Below are 17,336 nucleotides of genomic sequence, written 5' to 3'. Positions count from 1 at the left end.
CACAACATGTGTCGGCGATCACAGTCCCGGCGTCGGTGGTTCCGGAAGGCACCGTGCCTTCCGGAACCGCCTGCGACGTTCTACTTCTGGGCCGAGAGCTTGCGGTACTCGAGGACCCGGTCGATCAGACCGTATTCGACGGCCTGCTCCGCCGTGAGGATCTTGTCCCGATCGGTGTCCTTGCGGATCTGCTCGGGATCCTTACCGGTGTGCTTCGAGAGCGTGTTCTCCATGAGGGTACGCATGCGCTCGATCTCGGCGGCCTGGATCTCGAGGTCGGAGACCTGTCCCTGGATGCCACCCGTCGCGGGCTGGTGGATGAGCACGCGAGCGTTGGGCAGCGCCAGACGCTTGCCGGGAGTGCCGGCGGCGAGCAGGACGGCCGCGGCGGATGCCGCCTGCCCGAGGCACACCGTGGTGATGTCGGCGCGGACGTACTGCATGGTGTCGTAGATCGCCATGAGCGAGGTGAACGAACCACCCGGCGAGTTGATGTACATGGTGATGTCGCGATCGGGATCGAGCGACTCGAGCACCAGCAGCTGGGCCATCACGTCGTTGGCGGACGCGTCGTCGACCTGGACGCCGAGGAAGATGATGCGCTCTTCGAACAGCTTGTTGTACGGGTTGGATTCCTTGACGCCGTAGCTCGAGTGCTCGATGAACGACGGGAGGATGTAGCGGCTCGCAGGCGAGGCAGGAGCGGCGCCGCCGAGCTGGCGCGGATCGAACATGTTGGTCATCGCTTCTCCAAGAATTCGGTGGTGTGAGGGCAGATCGGGCCGGGACCTAGTTGGCGGTGCCGCCGGCCTGCTGCGCCCGGGAGACGACGTGGTCGACGAAGCCGTACTCGAGCGCCTGCTGCGCCGTGAACCAGCGGTCGCGGTCGGAGTCCTTGGTGATCTGCTCCACCGACTGGCCCGTGTGCTCCGCGATGAGCTCGGCCATCTCGCGCTTGGTGTGTGCGAACTGCTCCGCCATGATCGCGATGTCGCTCGCCGTACCACCGATGCCTGCGGACGGCTGGTGCATCATGATCCGCGCGTGCGGGAGTGCGTAACGCTTGCCCTTGGTACCGGCGGAGAGCAGGAACTGACCCATCGAGGCGGCGAGACCCATCGCGAAGGTCGCGACATCGCACTCGACGAACTTCATCGTGTCGTAGATCGCCATACCGGCGGTGACCGAACCGCCTGGTGAGTTGATGTACAGGGAGATGTCGCGGGTGGGGTCCTCGGCCGACAGCAGAAGGATCTGCGCGCACAGTTTGTTCGCGATGTCGTCGTCGACCTGGGTGCCCAGGAAGATGATGCGCTCGCGGAGCAGGCGTTCGTACACCGAGTCGCTGAGGTTCAGCCCAGCAGTGGCCGAGGTCATCGCGGGACCGATGGATGTCGCCGGATTCTGAGGAGTCACGGGTACCTGCCTTCTCGTCGATCGTGGGTTGCTGACACTGACACTAACGAAACGGGGCGGCACCGGATGCCCGGTGCCGCCCCTCTTCGCTGAAAGCGGAAATTCGTGACCCTGGGGTTTCGGATCTCCGCGGGTCGCCCGACTACTCGGAGGCCGAGTCCTCGGTGGTCTCCGCCTCGGCGTTCTCGCCCTCGGCGTCATCGTCCTTCTTGGTGCCGAACAGCTCGGCGGTGTCGACGGTCGCACCCGTGGTGTCGGTCACGTTGGCGCGATCGACGACGGTGCCGAGCGCCTTGCCGCGGCGGACGTCGGCGAAGACGGCACCGAGCTGGTTGGCCTGGCTGATCTGCTGGATGAACTGCTCCGGCGGGATGCCGTAGCGCTGCGCCTGGAAGAAGATGCGCTCGGTCAGCTCCTGCTGCTCGACCGTGGTGTTCTCCGCCTCGGCGATCGCGTCGAGGAGCAGCTGGGTCTTCACCGAACGCTCGGCGGACTCGCGTGCTTCCTTGTCGAACTCCTCGCGGCTCGAACCCTGGGCCTCGAGCAGCTCGTTCAGCTTGGTCTCGTCGTGATCGAGCTCGTGGATGGCGTCGTGCAGCGCGCTGTCGACCTCGGCCTGGACGGCAGCCTCGGGAACCGGGATGTCGACGGTCTCGAGGAGAACCTCGAGGACCTTGTCGCGGATCTGGCCGGCCTGCTCGACCTGCTTGACGCGCTGGACGCGCTCGCGGAGGTCGGCCTCGAGCTCGCCGATGGTGTCGAACTCGCTCGCGAGCTGCGCGAACTCGTCGTCGGCCTCGGGCAGCTCGCGCTGCTTGACGGTGTTGACCTTGACGGTGACGACGGCTTCCTTACCGGCGTACTCGCCGGCGACCAGCGTGGAGGTGAACTCCTTCGACTCGCCGGCGGACAGGCCGATGATCGCCTCGTCGAGTCCGTCGATGAGCTGGCCGGAGCCGACCTCGTGCGACAGGCCCTCGGTGGCGGCCTCTGGAACCTCGTTGCCGTCGACCGTCGCGGACAGGTCGATGGAGACGAAGTCGCCGTCCTGCACCGGACGCTCGACACCCGTCAGGGTGCCGAAGCGCTGACGCAGCGACAGAAGCTGCTCGGCGATGTCCTCGTCGGTGATCTCGACGGGATCGACGGTGACGGCGATCTCGGAGAAATCGGGGAGGGTGATCTCGGGACGCACGTCGACCTCGGCGGTGAACGCCAGCTCGACGTTGTCCTCGAGCTTGGTGACGTCGATCTCGGGCTGGCTGATGACCTTGACGTCGTTCGCGGTCACGGCTTCGCTGTAGCGGCTCTGGATGGCCTCGTTGATGACCTGGTCCAGGACGGCTCCGCGGCCGACGCGGGCCTCGAGGATCTTGCGAGGTGCCTTACCGGGGCGGAAGCCCGGGATGCGGACCTGGCCGGCGAGGGCCTTGAAAGCGCGGTCGAAATCAGGCTGGAGCTCCTCGAAGGGCACCTCAACATTGATACGGACTCGCGTCGGGCTCAGCTGCTCGACGGTGCTCTTCACGGACATGCTCCTTCTGTCGTGCTCTCTTGTCGGTCGTTCGTGTCACTACTGAGCGCGCTGACGCTGTTCGATCTGGTCGGGATGACAGGATTCGAACCTGCGACCCTCCGCTCCCAAAGCGGATGCGCTACCAAGCTGCGCCACATCCCGGTCGTGAAGGCACCGCATCCGACCGCGGGACCCATCGCAGAATCCTACGGCCCCCCGATTATGAAATCCAAAGCGAGGTCCGGTACAGTCTCATCTCGCAAGCCGCAGCACCGGTCGACACCGGCACTGCAGGCGCAACGGGGATGTAGCTCAATGGTAGAGCCCCAGTCTTCCAAACTGGCTACGCGGGTTCGATTCCCGTCATCCCCTCCACGGAGGAAGCCCGCCGGGTGCACACAGCACCGGCGGGCTTCGTCGTTCCGGACCGTCCCGTCCGGCCCAGCCCATCCGCATTCCGACGACCGCACGAACCACCGCGTCGTGATTCCTCGTCGCGTCCCTCCAGCGGACGCGACCGCGAACGGGTGGGGCGTCGTCGGATGACACCGTAGGGGGTGTGGAGGGACCGACCCCCGCCCCACCTCCGGTCGGTCCCTCCACACCATCGAATGCCGTTCTCCGGTGTGAAATCCGAGTATCGTCGTCTCACCCCCGTAGGTCAGCGGTCGGTCGAGAAGGCGCCGGCGTCAACGACGGCGCCGGCTGTACCGACGGCGCCTCGCTATGCAGGGAAGCAACGATGCCTCGGCGCCACAGACCGACTCCGGACATGCCCCCGACCCCCGCTCCGACCGTCGGCGTCGAGGAGGAGTTCTTCCTCGTCGACCCGACCTCCGAACGGCTGACCGCGAGCAACGACCTCGTCGTGGCCGCAGCCGCCCGGCTCGGACTCGACATGGACTACGAGCTCAAACGCATCCAGGTCGAGGTGAACACACCGGTCTGCCGCAGCTCGGCCGAGTTGCGCGCGCGTATCGTCGAGGGCCGGACCGTCGCAGCCGCGGCCGCGCGGGAGGCGCACGCGGGTCTGCTCGCGTCGGGTGTGTCGCCCACGCTCCAGAAGCTCGCGTCCGTGACGGATGTGCCGCGCTACCGGACGATGGCCGAGCGGTACGGACGTCTCGCCGAGGAGCAGGAGGTCTGCGGCTGCCACGTCCACGTCGGTGTCGCGGACCGCGAAACCGCCGTCCTGGTGTGCAATCACGTCCGGGTGTGGTTGCCCACCCTGCTGGCCGCGACGGCCAACTCGCCCATCCATCGGGGCCGCGACACCGGGTACGCCAGTTGGCGGGCGATCATGGCCTCCCGGTGGCCGTGCGCGGGTCCTCCCCCGCGGTTCACGTCGGCGGAGCACTACGACGCGATCGTCGCCATGATGATCGAGAGCGGCAACATCCTCGATCCGGGCATGATCTATTGGGACGTGCGTCCCTCGGCGCATCTGCCCACCGTCGAGATCCGGGTGAGCGACGTGCCGGCGACGGTCGACGAGACTGTTCTCCTGGCGATGCTCGTCCGCGCGCTCGTCGCCACCGCCGAACGAGAGGTCCGGGCGGGCATCACTGCTCCTCCGGTCGCCGACGAGGTCGTCCACGCCGCGTACCTGTGCGCTGCTCGTGAGGGGCCGACCGGACGTGCCGTCGACGTGTTCACCGGGCGGCCCACCACCGCGCAGCAGTCCTTCCGCGCCTTCCTCCGGTACATCGGCCCCCGACTCGAGGAGGCCGGCGACCGCCGGTGCGCGGTGGCGATGTGGGAGGCGATCCTCGCCCGCGGCACCGGGGCGATGCTGCAGCGACGCGCGTTCGCCCGCCGTCACGCCGTCGCCGACGTCGTCGACGCGCTCCACCGGGCGTTCGTCGCCGGACCGTAGACCCCTCCACTGTCCGGCGGAGCCCATCCCACCCCGGACGTCCCCGCGCTCTGATCCCGCGACCTGCCGTTTGGAGCGCCTTCCCTCGGGTATTCGCGACCACACGAGCCAGGACGAGGGAGCACGTATGCGCGCGATGGCCTATCGCGGCCCCTATCGGGTCCGCGTCGAAGAGAAGGACATTCCCCGGATCGAGCACCCCAACGACGCCATCGTGCGCGTCGAGTTGGCGGCGATCTGCGGTTCCGACCTGCACCTCTACCACGGGATGATGCCCGACACCCGCGTCGGTACGACCTTCGGTCACGAGTTCGTCGGGGTCGTCCACGAGGTCGGGCCGTCGGTGCAGAGCCTGAAACCCGGCGACCGGGTCATGGTCCCGTTCAACGTCTTCTGCGGGTCGTGCTTCTTCTGCGCGCGCGGCCTGTACTCCAACTGCCACAACGTCAACCCCAACGCCACCGCGGTCGGCGGCATCTACGGCTACTCGCACACCTGCGGCGGCTACGACGGCGGCCAGGCCGAGTTCGTGCGGGTCCCGTTCGCCGACGTCGGCCCAACGATCGTGCCCGACTGGATGGACGGCGAGGACGCCCTGATGCTCACCGACGCCCTCGCGACCGGCTACTTCGGTGCACAGCTGGGTGACATCGTCGAGGGCGACACGGTCGTGGTCTTCGGCGCCGGACCGGTGGGCCTGTACGCGGCGAAGTCCGCCTGGTTCATGGGTGCCGGCCGGGTCATCGTGATCGACCACCTCGAGTACCGGCTGGAGAAGGCCCGGACCTTCGCTCACGCCGAGACCTACAACTTCGCGGAGTACGACGACATCATCGTCCACCTGAAGAAGATCACCGGTCATCTCGGAGCGGACGTCGCCATCGATGCGGTCGGGGCGGAGGCCGACGGCAACTTCCTGCAGCACGTCACGGCCGCGAAATTGAAGATGCAAGGTGGCTCGCCGGTCGCGCTGAACTGGGCCATCGACGGTGTCCGCAAGGGCGGCACCGTCTCGGTGGTGGGTGCCTACGGCCCGATCTTCAGTGCCGTGAAGTTCGGCGACGCACTCAACAAGGGGCTGACCTTGCGGATGAACCAGTGCCCCGTCAAACGTCAGTGGCCCCGTCTGTTCGAGCACGTCCGCAACGGCTATCTGAAGCCGAACGACATCGTCACGCACCGTGTCCCGCTCGAACACATCCCCGAGGCCTACCACATGTTCTCGTCGAAGCTCGACAGGTGCATCAAGCCGATCATCGTCGCCGACGGGAGTTGAGGAGGATCCGCCATGGCCTACACCGCAGACAAGCCCGAACCCCCGGAGACCCCCGACCAACTGCGCGCCCGCATCCCCGGATGGGGAGTCGACCTGGATCCTCGCGATCGGCCCTCGGTGCCGAAGGAACGCTTCGCACCTGAGACGACCGGCGCGCACTGGGACTTCCCCGAACGCCAGCCCGGGTACGAGACCCGCGAACGCTCGATCGAGCATGCCTTCGTCACCCCGGTCTTCGGCACCACGGCGCCGCTGAAGGGACTGTCCGGCGTCGTGCGCAGGCACGCCTACCGCCGCTACAGCGAAGGCCGCGCCGCGCACTGGCTGCTCCTGATCGGCGCCGACCGCATCGACGTCGCCGAGAGCCGGGTCCGGGCCCTGATGCAGGGCCGTCCCGACAATCCCGTGACCGAGAGCGGGATCCGGTCGGAGATCACCGCGCACGGCGGGGCGTCGAGGCGGCGGAGTTCGCGTGCCGACGTCAACCACCAGTGGCTCGATCCGTTCGTCTCCGGCGCACCGTGGATCGCCGCAGCGGGTCTGGGCGCAGCGGTGGTGGTACGCCGGAAAGGGCGCTCACGGAGGTGAGAACCGGCACGTGGGGAGATCCCGAATCCAGCAACGACGCGTCACCTTTTCGACTCGATAGTGCAAAGCGAGAGTCAAGCAGGGGTGTGCGTCGTTCACGATATGAGACCGTCCCTCTTGTGAAGGACACCTCCGACGACCTCCCCCGGGCCCTCTCTCCCGGCTCCTCCGTCGTCGCCGCGGTCCTTCTCGATGCCACCCCCGACTGGGATCGGGTCGCCGCCGTGCTCGCGCCCGGCAACCACGAGTCGCCCAGTTTCCGGCACCGGGTGGTGGAACTGCCGTTCGGGCTCGATCCGCCGCGCCGCGCCGGGCATCCCGACTCGGATCCGCCGTGGCATCTCGAGCGGGTCGCCCTGCCCGCCCCGGCGACTTTCGAGGAGGTACTCGCCTACGCCCGCACGGCCCCCGACCCCTCGGGTCTCCGGCACCCGCGCTGGGAACTGACCTTGCTCGACGGCCTCGGCGGTGGCCAGTCGGCGCTGGTGATCCGGCTCCGGCATCTCGGCTCGGCACCCTCACCCGGTCAGTCCGAGTCCATGTTGTCGTGGGCGAGATCGGTGTCCGAGCAGGGCGTCGAGTCGTTCCGCACCGCGGCGCACATGTTCACCTCGCTGGGCACCGGATTGATCAACGCCCTGCTCGGACGCACCGGTGACCACGAGGAGCCCGCACCCCGCGCGCCGCGACTGCACGTACTCGACGCGGATCTCGCCGCCCTGCGTCACGCCTGCGAACGCGCGGGCTGCCGCGTGTCGAGCGGGTTCTCCACTGCGATGCTCCTCGCGTGCAGCGAGTACCGGCGGCGGCACGGCCGCTCGATCGACGATCTGCGTGTCGTCGTCCCCGGGCCGGACGGCGGGGCGGTGCCTATGGCACCCGAGGACGAGGCGGACATCCACGCGATGGACACGGTCGATCTCATGCGACGCATCGACATCTCGTTCCCGTCCTCCGCCGGAGCACACTCCGACATCGCCGTCGGTCCGCGGGACGTGGTGGTGTCCACGCTCCCCGGTTCCCACGCGCCGCTCTACGTCGGCGGCGCGAAGATCGAGCGGTACTACGGCTTCGGTGCGGCCGACGGCGCGATGATGACCGCGTCGGCGATGTCCTATCGCGACACCTGCTGCATGGGCCTGGCGGTGGACCCCACGGTCGTCCCCAACCGCGATTCGTTCGATTCGTGCCTGCAGGAAGGGATGCGCGCGGTCCTCGGGGAGTGACTCCCCGCGTCGGTACGCTGGAGGACAGGACCCTCCCCCACCGGAAGGATCGGCCCGTGGAACTTCTGCTCATCCTCGCCGCCGTCGGTGCCGTGGTGTACTTCGTCTCCCGCTCCCAGAAGAGCACCACCCGTCACCGCACCGTCACCCTCGACGACGCCAAGGCCGACGCACGGCAGGCGATCGAGCGTCTCGGCGGCCAGATCTACAACCTGACCGGCACCGACGACGCCTCGCGTCAGGCGCTGGCGGACGCCTCCGAGCGCTTCACCGCCGCCGGCTCCCAGATCGAGCAGGCGAACTCGCCGATGCAGGCGCGTCTCGCGAAACAGACCGCGCTCGAAGGTCTGTACTACATCCGAGCTGCGCGCCTGGCGATGGGCATGGACCCGGGGCCGGAGATCCCAACGCTCGACGGACAGAAGTCCGCCGGCGAGGTCACCGAGAAGCGCACCGTCGACTTCGAGGGCCGCACCATCGCCGCGTCGCCGTCACCGTCCTCCGCGACGCCGAACTACTACCCCGGCGGCCGCGTCGCGGGCCGGCCTGTCCCTGCGGGCTGGTATTCGGAGCCGTGGTGGAAGCCCGCCCTGGTCGCGGGCGCGTGGGGCGTCGGCTCGATGCTGCTCTTCTCGACGATGTTCGCCGGGATGGCCGGTGTCCCCTACGACGCGCAGGCATTCGAATCCGGTGTCGGTGATCCGTCGGCGGAGACAGGTGCCGGCGACGACTTCGGCGGTGGTGACGAGTACGGCGGGGGCGACGAGTACGGAGGCGGTGACGACTTCGGTGGCGGAGACGGCGGCGGATTCGATTTCGGGGGCTTCGATTTCTGAGTCGGATCTGCTGAGTCGGGTCAGCTGAGTCGGGTCAGCTCGGCTGACAGACCGGGCACCAGAACAGGTTCCGCGCCTGCATGACCGAGTGCAGAACGGGAGTCCCGCAGATCCGGCAGGGTTCGCCGGCACGGCGGTAGACGTACGTCCGGGGCCTGTTCTTGGCGTAGGCCGGTGCGCCGTGGTCGTGTTCGGGTCGCACGACGTGCATGCGCCCGTGCTCCACACCGACGTTCATCAGTTCGACGAGGTCGGCCCAGATCGCGTCGAACTCTCTGCGGGACAGCTTGTTTCCCGGACGTTCCGGGTGGATGCCGTGACGGAAGAGCACTTCTGCGCGGTAGACGTTGCCGACGCCGGCGATGACGGCCTGGTTCATGAGCAACGCGCCGATCGCGGTGCGTGATCTGCCGATACGGCGCCATGCCCGCTCGGGATCGGCGTCGGGTCGCAGCGGGTCTGGACCGAGCCGGGCCTCGATCGCCTCGACCTCGCCGGGGGTGAGCACCTCGCACGCCGCCGGACCACGCAGGTCGCTGCCGTGGCGCGCGCCGATCATCCGCATCCGCACCTGTCCGACCGGTTCGCCGAGCGGCAACTCGCGGTCGGTGAACTCACCGTAGATACCGAGGTGCACGTGGACGGCGAGACCGCCCTCGTAGTGGTGGAAGAGATGCTTGCCCCACGCGTCCGCGTGGGTCAGGACGCGCCCGTCCACGGCGGCGGCACCGTCGGCGAACCGCCCCTGCGGACTGGACACCCGCACCGGCGCACCCGAGTACCACTCGTGGTGCAGCCGGGCAAGCCGGTGCAGGATGTGTCCTTCGGGCACGGATCAGGCAGGTGCGCCGGGAACTGCCGGAGCCTCGCCGGTCTTCTCGTACTCGGCGAGGATGTCGATACGGCGCTGGTGACGCTCCTCGTTCGACCACTCGGTCGACAGGAAGGCGTCGACGATCGCGAGGGTCTCCTCGAGGCTGTGCATGCGGCCACCGATGCCGATGAGCTGCGCGTTGTTGTGCTCGCGCGCAAGCTTGGCGGTGTCGACGCTCCAGGCGAGGGCGCAGCGCGCACCTCGCACCTTGTTGGCGGCGATCTGCTCGCCGTTACCGCTGCCACCGAGCACGATACCGAGGCTGCCCTCGTCGGCGACGGTGCGCCGAGCAGCCTCGATGCAGAAGGCCGGGTAGTCGTCGAGGGCGTCGTACTCGAACGCACCGCAGTCGATCGGCTCATGGCCGTTCTTCTTCAGGTGCTCGATGATCTCATTCTTCCGTTCGAAGCCCGCGTGGTCGGCTCCCAGGTAAACGCGCATGGGCCGAGTCTAACGAGACTCGTCCGCTCGCCCGCACGCGCCGTTCGCCGTGCGAGGGGCGGGTCGGAGCACACCCCGCCGGGGGCGGGTCAGAGGGCACCACGCCGGGGGCGGGTCAGAGGGCACCGTAGCGCGGCGGGTGGGTGCCGCTGGCAGTCCGGAGGCCGGGAGCCGTGATGCATCACGGTAGTCCGCGCCCGACCCGAAGCCGAGAACCGAATTCGGAGTGAGCACAAGTCTGTACGGCGGAGCGTTGCGACCTTCGGTCCCGAGCGTGGCGAACCCCGCCCCGGCAGGTCAGCGGCGCATCGCCCAGACCTTCGGGCCGCCGTCCGGCAGCTCCACGACACCGGTAACGCCGAATCCGAGACGTTCGTAGAGCGCGACGTTCGCCTCCGAGGAGGTCTCCAGACAGGCCGCGACCCCCTGCCGCTCGGCCGCGCGAAGTCCTGGTTCGAGGACGGCCCGTCCCAGGCCGCGCCCCTGCGAGGCGGGATCGACGCCCACCGTGGCCAGGAACCACCCTGGTTCGCTCGGTTGCAGTTCCGCGGTGGCCTGCTCGGCCAGTTCGGCGGCGCGGGCACGATCACCCCGCAGCTCCGTCACCCGATCGGAGACGGACGTGAACGCCTCCTCGAGTCCGGTGGAGCCGGGCGTCGTCCAGACGGCCACGGCGTCGACGTCGTCGGAGACCCATACCTCGCCGCAGCGCATGCCGATCTCGGCGAGGAAGAGCCCTTGGAGGTCGCGGACCCGGGTCTCGTGGTCCCGGCCGTCGACGGTGTAGCGGGTGAACGGATAGTCGCGGAACGCTCGTCCGAGCGTTGCCGTCGCCTTCTCGACATCGTGCACCGTCGCCGGCCGGACCACATGATCGTTCGACACGCCGTTGCACTCTACCGAGCGCCACGGCGGTGCCCGGTCAGGAGAAGTCGGGCTCCTCGTCGCGGCTGCGCTTGAGCTCGAAGAAGTGCGGGTAGGACGCGAGGGCAACCACACCGTCCCATACCTTGCCGGCCTCTTCCCCGCGCGGGATCTTCGACAGGACGGGCCCGAAGAAGGCGATGCCGTTGACATGGATCGTCGGGGTACCGACGTCCTGGCCCACCTTGTCCATGCCGGCGTGATGGCTCGTGCGCAGAGCCTCGTCGTAGGCGTCGCTGTCGGCGGCCTCGGCCAGCGAGGCGTCGAGGTCGAGCTCGGCGAGCGACGCGGCGATCACGTCCGCGAAGTCCTTGTTGCCCTCGTTGTGGATGCGGGTGCCCATCGCCGTGTACAGCGGGGAGAGGATGTCGTCGCCGTACTTCTGCGCCGCAGCGATCGCGACGCGCACCGGGCCCCAGGCTTTCGTCATCAGCTCGGCGTACTCCTCCGGCAGGTCGCGCCCCTCGTTCAGCACGGCCAGGCTCATGACGTGGAAACGCGCCTCGATGTCGCGCACCTTCGTGACCTCGAGGATCCAGCGCGAGGTGATCCAGCACCACGGGCACAACGGATCGAACCAGAAGTCGGCGATGTCCTTGCCGGTCGAGGACGCGGCGGTCAGGTCGCTCAAGAGATCTCCTCACAAGAGTTCGTACGGGCCGGACAACTACAAGCATGTTCAACACGGCCCCGTCGACGATTCTTCCTGAACCGGGCCGTAGTGCGGGCGGTAGCCGTAACGTCGGAGCCGGGAAGCAGGTCCGGCACGCATCACAGCGGAGGCACCACGATGTCGGGTGAGGAAACGTTTCTGATCGTCGGCGCGGGTCTGGCCGGCGCCAAGCTGGCAGAGGAACTGCGCGCCCGCGACTTTCCCGGGCGCATCCTGCTCATCGGCGCGGAGGAGCACCTGCCCTATGAGCGACCGCCGTTGTCGAAGGACTACTTCGCCGGACGCACGCAACTCGCCGACTTCACGGTGCACGACGGCGACTGGTACCGCGACCACCGCGTCGAACTGCTGCTCGGCACGAAGGTCACCGCGATCGATCCGGCCGCCCACACGGTGACGCTGCCCGACGGGTCGACGCTCCACTACGACAAGCTCGCGCTCGCCACGGGCTCGACGCCCCGCACGGTCCCGATTCCCGGAGCCGACGCCGAACGCGTGTACGTCATGCGCACCATCGAGGACTCCGATGCGCTGCTCACCGCGATCCAGGGCGAGACCGACCACGCGGGATGGCTGGCCGTCATCGGCGCGGGATGGATCGGCATGGAGATCGCCGCGAACGCCCGCGACCGGGGCGCGGGCGTGGTGGTCGCGGAGACCGCGAAGCAACCCCTGTCCGGTGCCCTCGGCGAGGAGATGGGTGCGGTGTTCGCCGACCTGCACCGCGCGCACGGTGTCGATCTGCGGACGAACACCTCGGTGCGCGAGATCGTCGCCTACGACGGTCGCGCGAGCGGCATCCGGTTCGGCGACGACAGTGTGGTGCCCGCCGACGCCGTGCTCGTCGCGGTCGGGGCGCGCCCGAACATCGAGCTGGCCCGCGACGCCGGACTCGCGGTGGACGACGGCGTGCTCGTCGACGCATCGCTGCGGACGAGCGACCCGGACATCGTCGCCGTCGGCGACATCGCGTCGGCGGAGCATCCGCTGCTCGGCACCCGTGTGCGCGTCGAACACTGGGCGAACGCCCTGAACCAGCCGGCCGTCGCGGCCGCGACGATGCTCGGACGTGAGGCGACCTACGACCGGCTCCCCTATTTCTTCACCGACCAGTACGACCTCGGCATGGAGTATGTCGGGCTCGCGCCCCGCGACGCGCGGGTGGTCACCCGCGGCGACGTGCCGGGACGGCAGTTCCTCGCGTTCTGGCTCGACGACGAGCAGCGGGTCCGGGCGGGGATGAACGTCAACATCTGGGATGCCGGGGACGACCTCCGCGCACTCATCGCCTCCGGGCGGCCCGTCGACGTCGGCCGGCTGACGGACACCACGGTGCCGTTGTCCGACGTCGCTCCGTGAGGGTTCGCCGATCATGATGGGATGGACGCCGACCGACATTCCGTCGTGAGAAGGAGTTCTCCCGTGGCACCACCGAATCTGACCCGCGAGCAGGCCGCCGAACGGGCCGCGATCCTGTCCGTCGACAACTACAGCATCGAACTGGATCTCACCGACGGTGCCGGCGCGCCGGGCACCACGACCTTCCGATCGGTGACCACCGTGCGATTCGACGCGACCGAGGGAGCCTCGACGTTCATCGACCTCATCGCGAAGACCGTGCATTCGGCGACCCTCAACGGCGACCCCGTCGACGTGTCCGGATACTCCGAGGAGACCGGCATCGCCCTTACCGGGCTCGCCGCTCACAACGAACTCGTCGTCGACGCCGACTGCCTGTACACGAACACCGGCGAGGGCCTGCACCGGTTCGTCGACCCCACCGACGACGCAGTGTACCTGTACTCGCAGTTCGAAACGGCCGACGCCAAGCGGATGTTCGCGTGCTTCGACCAGCCCGATCTCAAGGCCACCTTCGACCTGCAGGTCACCGCGCCGCAGGACTGGGCCGTGATCTCCAACGCCGACACCGTACAGACGGCGGCCGCGCAGCCGGGTCTGCACATCTTCCGCACCACCCCGCGGATGAGCACCTATCTCGTCGCGCTCATCGCCGGTCCGTATGCCGTGTGGTCCGACGAGTACACCGACGAGCACGGCACCATCCCGCTGCGCATCTTCTGCCGAGCGTCGCTCGCGGAGTACATGGACGCCGACCGGCTGTTCACCGAGACCAAACAGGGCTTCGGCTTCTACCACGCCAACTTCGGGATCCCCTACGCCTTCGGCAAGTACGACCAGCTGTTCGTGCCCGAGTTCAACGCCGGGGCGATGGAGAACGCCGGAGCGGTGACCTTCCTGGAGGACTACGTCTTCCGGTCCAAGGTCACCCGCTACTCCTACGAGCGCCGCGCCGAGACCGTCCTGCACGAGATGGCGCACATGTGGTTCGGCGACCTCGTCACCATGCGCTGGTGGGACGACCTGTGGCTCAACGAGTCGTTCGCGACGTTCGCGTCGGTGCTGTGCCAGGCCTCGGCCACCGAGTACACCAACGCGTGGACGACCTTCGCGAACGTCGAGAAGTCGTGGGCCTACCGGCAGGACCAGCTGCCGTCGACGCACCCGATCGCCGCCGACATCCCCGACCTCGCCGCGGTCGAGGTCAACTTCGACGGCATCACCTACGCCAAGGGCGCGTCGGTGCTCAAGCAGCTCGTCGCCTATGTGGGGCAGGAGCCCTTCCTCGCCGGTCTGCGCGAGTACTTCCGCGACCACGCCTACGGCAACGCCACCTTCGACGACCTGCTCGCCGCGCTGGAGAAGGCCTCCGGCCGCGACCTGTCGGACTGGGGTGCCCAGTGGCTCAAGACCACCGGCCTGAACATCCTGCGACCGGACTTCGAGGTCGACGACCAGGGACACTTCACGCGTTTCGCGGTGGTGCAGGAAGGTGCCCAGCCCGGCGCCGGTGAGTTCCGCGTGCACCGCCTCGCGATCGGTGTGTACGACGACGACGGCTCCGGCAAGCTCGTCCGCACGCACCGCGTGGAGATCGACGTCGACGCCGCCGAGCGCACCGAGGTCCCCGATCTGGTGGGCGTGCCGCGCGGCGCGTTCGTCCTCGTCAACGACGACGACCTGACGTACTGCTCGGTGCGGCTCGACGAGGAATCGCTCGCGACCGTCATAGACCGGGTCGGCGACATCGCCGAGTCGCTGCCGCGCACCCTGGTGTGGTCGGCGGCGTGGGAGATGACCCGTCAGGCCGAGATGAAGGCGCGCGATTTCGTCGCCCTCGTGCAGCGCGGTATCGCCGCCGAGACCGAGGTCGGTGTCGTCCAGCGTCTGCTCATGCAGGCGCACACCGCGCTGGAGAGCTACGCCGACCCGTCCTGGGCCGCGGAGCAGGGCCGGGCGGACTTCGCCAACCGTCTGCTCGAGCTCGCCCGCGAGTCCGTCGCCGGCTCCGACCATCAGCTCGCGTTCGTCAACGCGCTGACCACCGCGTACCTGTCGCCCTGGCACACCGAGGTGCTCGAGGAGCTGCTGGGCGCCGATCCGGCGACGGTCGGCCTGCCCGGGCTGACGGTCGACACCGATCTGCGCTGGCGGATCGTCCAGGCGCTCGCCGCGGCGGGGGAGGTCGACGCCGAGGGCGTGGAGTCGCCGTTCATCGACGCGGAGGCCGAACGCGACCCGACGGCCGCGGGTGCCCGCCAGGCGGCGGCCGCCCGCGCGGCCCGTCCGCAGGAGGCCGTCAAGGAGCAGGTGTGGCAGACCGTCGTGCACGACGACAGCGTCCCGAACATCACGGCGCGCGCCGTGATCGGCGGTTTCGCCCCGGCCGGTCAGGGCGAATTGCTCGAGCCGTACGTCGCGCGGTACTTCGCGGAGGTGCCGGGAGTGTGGGAGCGTCGTTCGAGCGAGGTCGCGCAGACCGTCGTGATCGGGCTCTACCCGTCGTGGTCGATCAGTGAGCAGTCGGTGGCTGCGGCAGACGAGTTCCTCGCCGGCGACCATCCGCCGGCGCTGCGCCGGCTCGTCGTCGAGGGTCGTGCCGGGGTCGTGCGCTCGTTGAAGGCACGCGCGTTCGACGCGTCCTGACGCGCCGACCTCACCGAACGACCGTGGGCGGTGCCCACATGGGACGCCCACATGAGACGACTGTGGCCCGCCGCCTCTCCTTCGCGGAGTGGCAGCGGGCCACAGATGGTCGTGGGCTCCGGACTAGGGAGCGACCATGGCGTTCGCGATGACGCGGACGGCACTGGTGATGCCGTCGAGCAGATTCCCCTGGCCGAAGGACGACACGGCCGCGGTCACGCCGAGCTGCAGCACCCGGTCGGTGGCGCGGTCGGCGGCGGTGCGACCCGAGCGGATCTCGATGCTCCGCTGGTTCGGGAAGACGGCGACGAGGACCGAGTTGTCGGCGTCCGGCGTCGTCGGCAGCAGGGCGTCGGTCGCCGCGGCCGGATTCTCGTCGTCACCGATGTAGACGGTGAACCGCACATTGGTGATCCGCGTCGCGTGCGTGAGCGTGTCGTCGAGGGTGATGAGGTCGCGGTCCTTGAAGGGCGCACCCGTGAAGGCCTGACCGAGACCGCGCACGGCAGAGATGCGTCCGCTCGCGGTGAGTGCCGCACCGTGCGGCAGGTTCTCCGGCGCGACGACCGGACGCTGGATCACGTCACCACTTGCCACTTGCGGTACCTCCGATCAGCTCCGCCGAGGTCAGAGCGGCATGACCGTGACCATGATGCGGGTATTTCCAGGGATGGGTCGATTCGTCGGTCGCGGTCCACAGGAGCGGTCCGTGCTCCCATTTCCGGTCGAGCGTGTACGGGTCGTCCGACGGCGTGGAGCCCGGGTACTTGCTCAGGACGAAGGACAGCCCACCGAAGACCAAGACGATCAGCAGCGGGATGCCGACGAAGATCAGGGTTGTCTCGAGAATGCTCACAGCCAAACGTTAGCCCAGCCGGGCCCGAAAGGCCTCATACGCCCCGGAGAACGGCCCGATCAGGCCGCGCCCTCCCCCAGATAGGGCAGCCAGGTGGGGTGCAACTCGGGCAGGGTGGCGAGCAGGCGCCAGTGCCGGCCCTTGGGCGGATTCGGCACCACACGCAGGGTCCATCCGAGTTCGGTGAGCAGCTTGTCGGCCTTGCGGTGGTTGCACGGCGCGCAGCATGCGACGCAGTTCTCCCAGGTGTGCTCGCCGCCTCGGCTGCGCGGCACGACGTGGTCGATCGTCTCGGCCTTGCCACCGCAGTAGGCGCACCGGTTCAGGTCGCGGTGCATGAGCGCGGCCCGGGTGAGCGGCACCCGCGCGTGATACGGAACGCGCACATAGTTGCGCAGACGGATCACCGATGGCAGCTGCACGGACCATTCTGCCGACCGCACCAGCGGGGCGAGCGGATCGTCGTGCACGGTATCGGCCTTGCCCCCGGCCATCAGGACCACGGCCCTGCGAGCGGGCAGGGCCGTGAGTGGCTCGTAGGTGGCGTTGAGCAGCAACACTCGACGTTTCAACCAGTCGGGTACCGTCGCGGTGCTGTCGTGCACCACGCGCAGTGTGGTAGCCCCCGGCACCCCTGCAGGGGCGTCCGCGGGCGGGAGTTGTCGATGCGAGCTGCTGCTGTGCTTCATACGACCTCCGAAAAGACTGGGAACAGTGGACCACGGATGCTCCCGAATCGCACCCCGAATCAGCGGACCGGTCCAGGTCGGGCCGGTGAACATCCGGTGACGGTCCCGCCCGGCACGGCTCGTCGGGCGGTGTGCGGTCG

General features: G+C 68.6%; 17 protein-coding genes and 2 tRNA genes. 8 read left to right on the top strand and 11 right to left on the bottom strand.

The window, feature by feature from the left end:
• Positions 1 to 80: 80 nt before the first annotated feature.
• The 4 genes from IM25_RS14550 to IM25_RS14535 all read right to left on the bottom strand — a co-directional run bounded on the left by IM25_RS14550 (position 81) and on the right by IM25_RS14535 (position 3,094).
• Positions 81 to 743: an ATP-dependent Clp protease proteolytic subunit gene (locus IM25_RS14550; protein ID WP_016691867.1), complete on the bottom strand. Its 663-nt coding sequence runs from the start codon at positions 741 to 743 to the stop codon at positions 81 to 83.
• 46 nt (positions 744 to 789) lie between these two features.
• The gene (locus IM25_RS14545; RefSeq protein WP_016691866.1) at positions 790 to 1,416 is read right to left on the bottom strand and encodes an ATP-dependent Clp protease proteolytic subunit; all 627 of its coding nucleotides are present in this window, start codon (positions 1,414 to 1,416) and stop codon (positions 790 to 792) included.
• 142 nt (positions 1,417 to 1,558) lie between these two features.
• A complete protein-coding gene (tig, locus tag IM25_RS14540) occupies positions 1,559 to 2,944 on the bottom strand; it encodes a trigger factor (RefSeq protein WP_346772272.1) in 1,386 nt (461 codons plus the stop codon).
• A gap of 73 nt (positions 2,945 to 3,017) precedes the next feature.
• Positions 3,018 to 3,094 (bottom strand) — tRNA-Pro (locus IM25_RS14535).
• Between the two features lie 139 nt (positions 3,095 to 3,233).
• Here IM25_RS14535 and IM25_RS14530 point away from each other — a divergent pair.
• The 6 genes from IM25_RS14530 to IM25_RS26455 all read left to right on the top strand — a co-directional run bounded on the left by IM25_RS14530 (position 3,234) and on the right by IM25_RS26455 (position 8,734).
• Positions 3,234 to 3,307: transfer RNA gene (locus IM25_RS14530), tRNA-Gly, on the top strand.
• 397 nt (positions 3,308 to 3,704) lie between these two features.
• Positions 3,705 to 4,808: a carboxylate-amine ligase gene (locus IM25_RS14525; RefSeq protein ID WP_052039960.1), complete on the top strand. Its 1,104-nt coding sequence runs from the start codon at positions 3,705 to 3,707 to the stop codon at positions 4,806 to 4,808.
• A gap of 127 nt (positions 4,809 to 4,935) precedes the next feature.
• Positions 4,936 to 6,084 (top strand): zinc-dependent alcohol dehydrogenase, encoded by a 1,149-nt coding sequence (locus tag IM25_RS14520; RefSeq protein WP_033096454.1) that lies wholly within the window; start codon positions 4,936 to 4,938, stop codon positions 6,082 to 6,084.
• A gap of 12 nt (positions 6,085 to 6,096) precedes the next feature.
• Positions 6,097 to 6,672, top strand: coding sequence for a hypothetical protein (locus IM25_RS14515; protein ID WP_024100567.1), 576 nt, complete (start codon positions 6,097 to 6,099; stop codon positions 6,670 to 6,672).
• 119 nt (positions 6,673 to 6,791) lie between these two features.
• Entirely contained in the window at positions 6,792 to 7,898 is a 1,107-nt protein-coding gene (locus tag IM25_RS14510) for a wax ester/triacylglycerol synthase domain-containing protein (protein ID WP_006551136.1), read from the top strand.
• A gap of 56 nt (positions 7,899 to 7,954) precedes the next feature.
• Entirely contained in the window at positions 7,955 to 8,734 is a 780-nt protein-coding gene (locus IM25_RS26455; RefSeq protein ID WP_033096453.1) for a hypothetical protein, read from the top strand.
• Between the two features lie 34 nt (positions 8,735 to 8,768).
• Here the strand turns inward: IM25_RS26455 and IM25_RS14500 are convergent, their stop codons facing one another.
• From IM25_RS14500 to IM25_RS14485, 4 genes are all read right to left on the bottom strand, one after another.
• Entirely contained in the window at positions 8,769 to 9,566 is a 798-nt protein-coding gene (locus IM25_RS14500) for an Fpg/Nei family DNA glycosylase (RefSeq protein ID WP_024100566.1), read from the bottom strand.
• Between the two features lie 3 nt (positions 9,567 to 9,569).
• Complete coding sequence (locus IM25_RS14495; protein WP_006551133.1) at positions 9,570 to 10,049, bottom strand: ribose-5-phosphate isomerase; 480 nt, start codon at positions 10,047 to 10,049, stop codon at positions 9,570 to 9,572.
• A 297-nt stretch (positions 10,050 to 10,346) separates the two neighbouring features.
• On the bottom strand, positions 10,347 to 10,934 hold the full coding sequence (locus IM25_RS14490; RefSeq protein ID WP_033096452.1) for a GNAT family N-acetyltransferase: 588 nt from the start codon (positions 10,932 to 10,934) through the stop codon (positions 10,347 to 10,349).
• Positions 10,935 to 10,971: 37 nt separating this feature from the next.
• On the bottom strand, positions 10,972 to 11,604 hold the full coding sequence (locus IM25_RS14485; protein WP_006551131.1) for a mycothiol-dependent nitroreductase Rv2466c family protein: 633 nt from the start codon (positions 11,602 to 11,604) through the stop codon (positions 10,972 to 10,974).
• 159 nt (positions 11,605 to 11,763) lie between these two features.
• Between IM25_RS14485 and IM25_RS14480 the strand changes: the two genes are divergently transcribed.
• Together IM25_RS14480 and pepN are read left to right on the top strand one after the other, a co-directional pair.
• Complete coding sequence (locus IM25_RS14480) at positions 11,764 to 13,005, top strand: NAD(P)/FAD-dependent oxidoreductase (protein WP_033096451.1); 1,242 nt, start codon at positions 11,764 to 11,766, stop codon at positions 13,003 to 13,005.
• A gap of 63 nt (positions 13,006 to 13,068) precedes the next feature.
• Positions 13,069 to 15,651, top strand: a complete 2,583-nt coding sequence (pepN, locus tag IM25_RS14475) for an aminopeptidase N (RefSeq protein ID WP_019289038.1) — start codon at positions 13,069 to 13,071, stop codon at positions 15,649 to 15,651.
• Between the two features lie 123 nt (positions 15,652 to 15,774).
• Here pepN and IM25_RS14470 read toward each other — a convergent pair whose 3' ends face one another.
• The 3 genes from IM25_RS14470 to IM25_RS14460 are packed head-to-tail and all read right to left on the bottom strand — an operon-like array spanning position 15,775 to position 17,196.
• Positions 15,775 to 16,248 carry a DUF5130 domain-containing protein gene (locus IM25_RS14470; RefSeq protein WP_006551128.1) on the bottom strand — a complete coding sequence of 158 codons (474 nt, stop codon included), beginning with the start codon at positions 16,246 to 16,248 and terminating at the stop codon, positions 15,775 to 15,777.
• A complete protein-coding gene (gene ctaJ / locus IM25_RS14465) occupies positions 16,235 to 16,507 on the bottom strand; it encodes an aa3-type cytochrome oxidase subunit CtaJ (protein WP_006551127.1) in 273 nt (90 codons plus the stop codon). Before ctaJ ends, IM25_RS14470 begins: the two co-directional genes overlap by 14 nt.
• Positions 16,508 to 16,566: 59 nt before the next feature.
• Entirely contained in the window at positions 16,567 to 17,196 is a 630-nt protein-coding gene (locus IM25_RS14460; protein WP_024100561.1) for an HNH endonuclease, read from the bottom strand.
• Positions 17,197 to 17,336: the final 140 nt, after the last annotated feature.

Origin of the sequence: Rhodococcus sp. p52, assembly GCF_000763325.2 — a bacterium.
Classification (GTDB): Bacteria; Actinomycetota; Actinomycetes; order Mycobacteriales; family Mycobacteriaceae; genus Rhodococcus; species Rhodococcus pyridinivorans.
The sequence above is the reverse complement of the archived record's forward strand: the minus strand, read 5'-3'. Positions and strand labels throughout refer to the sequence as shown.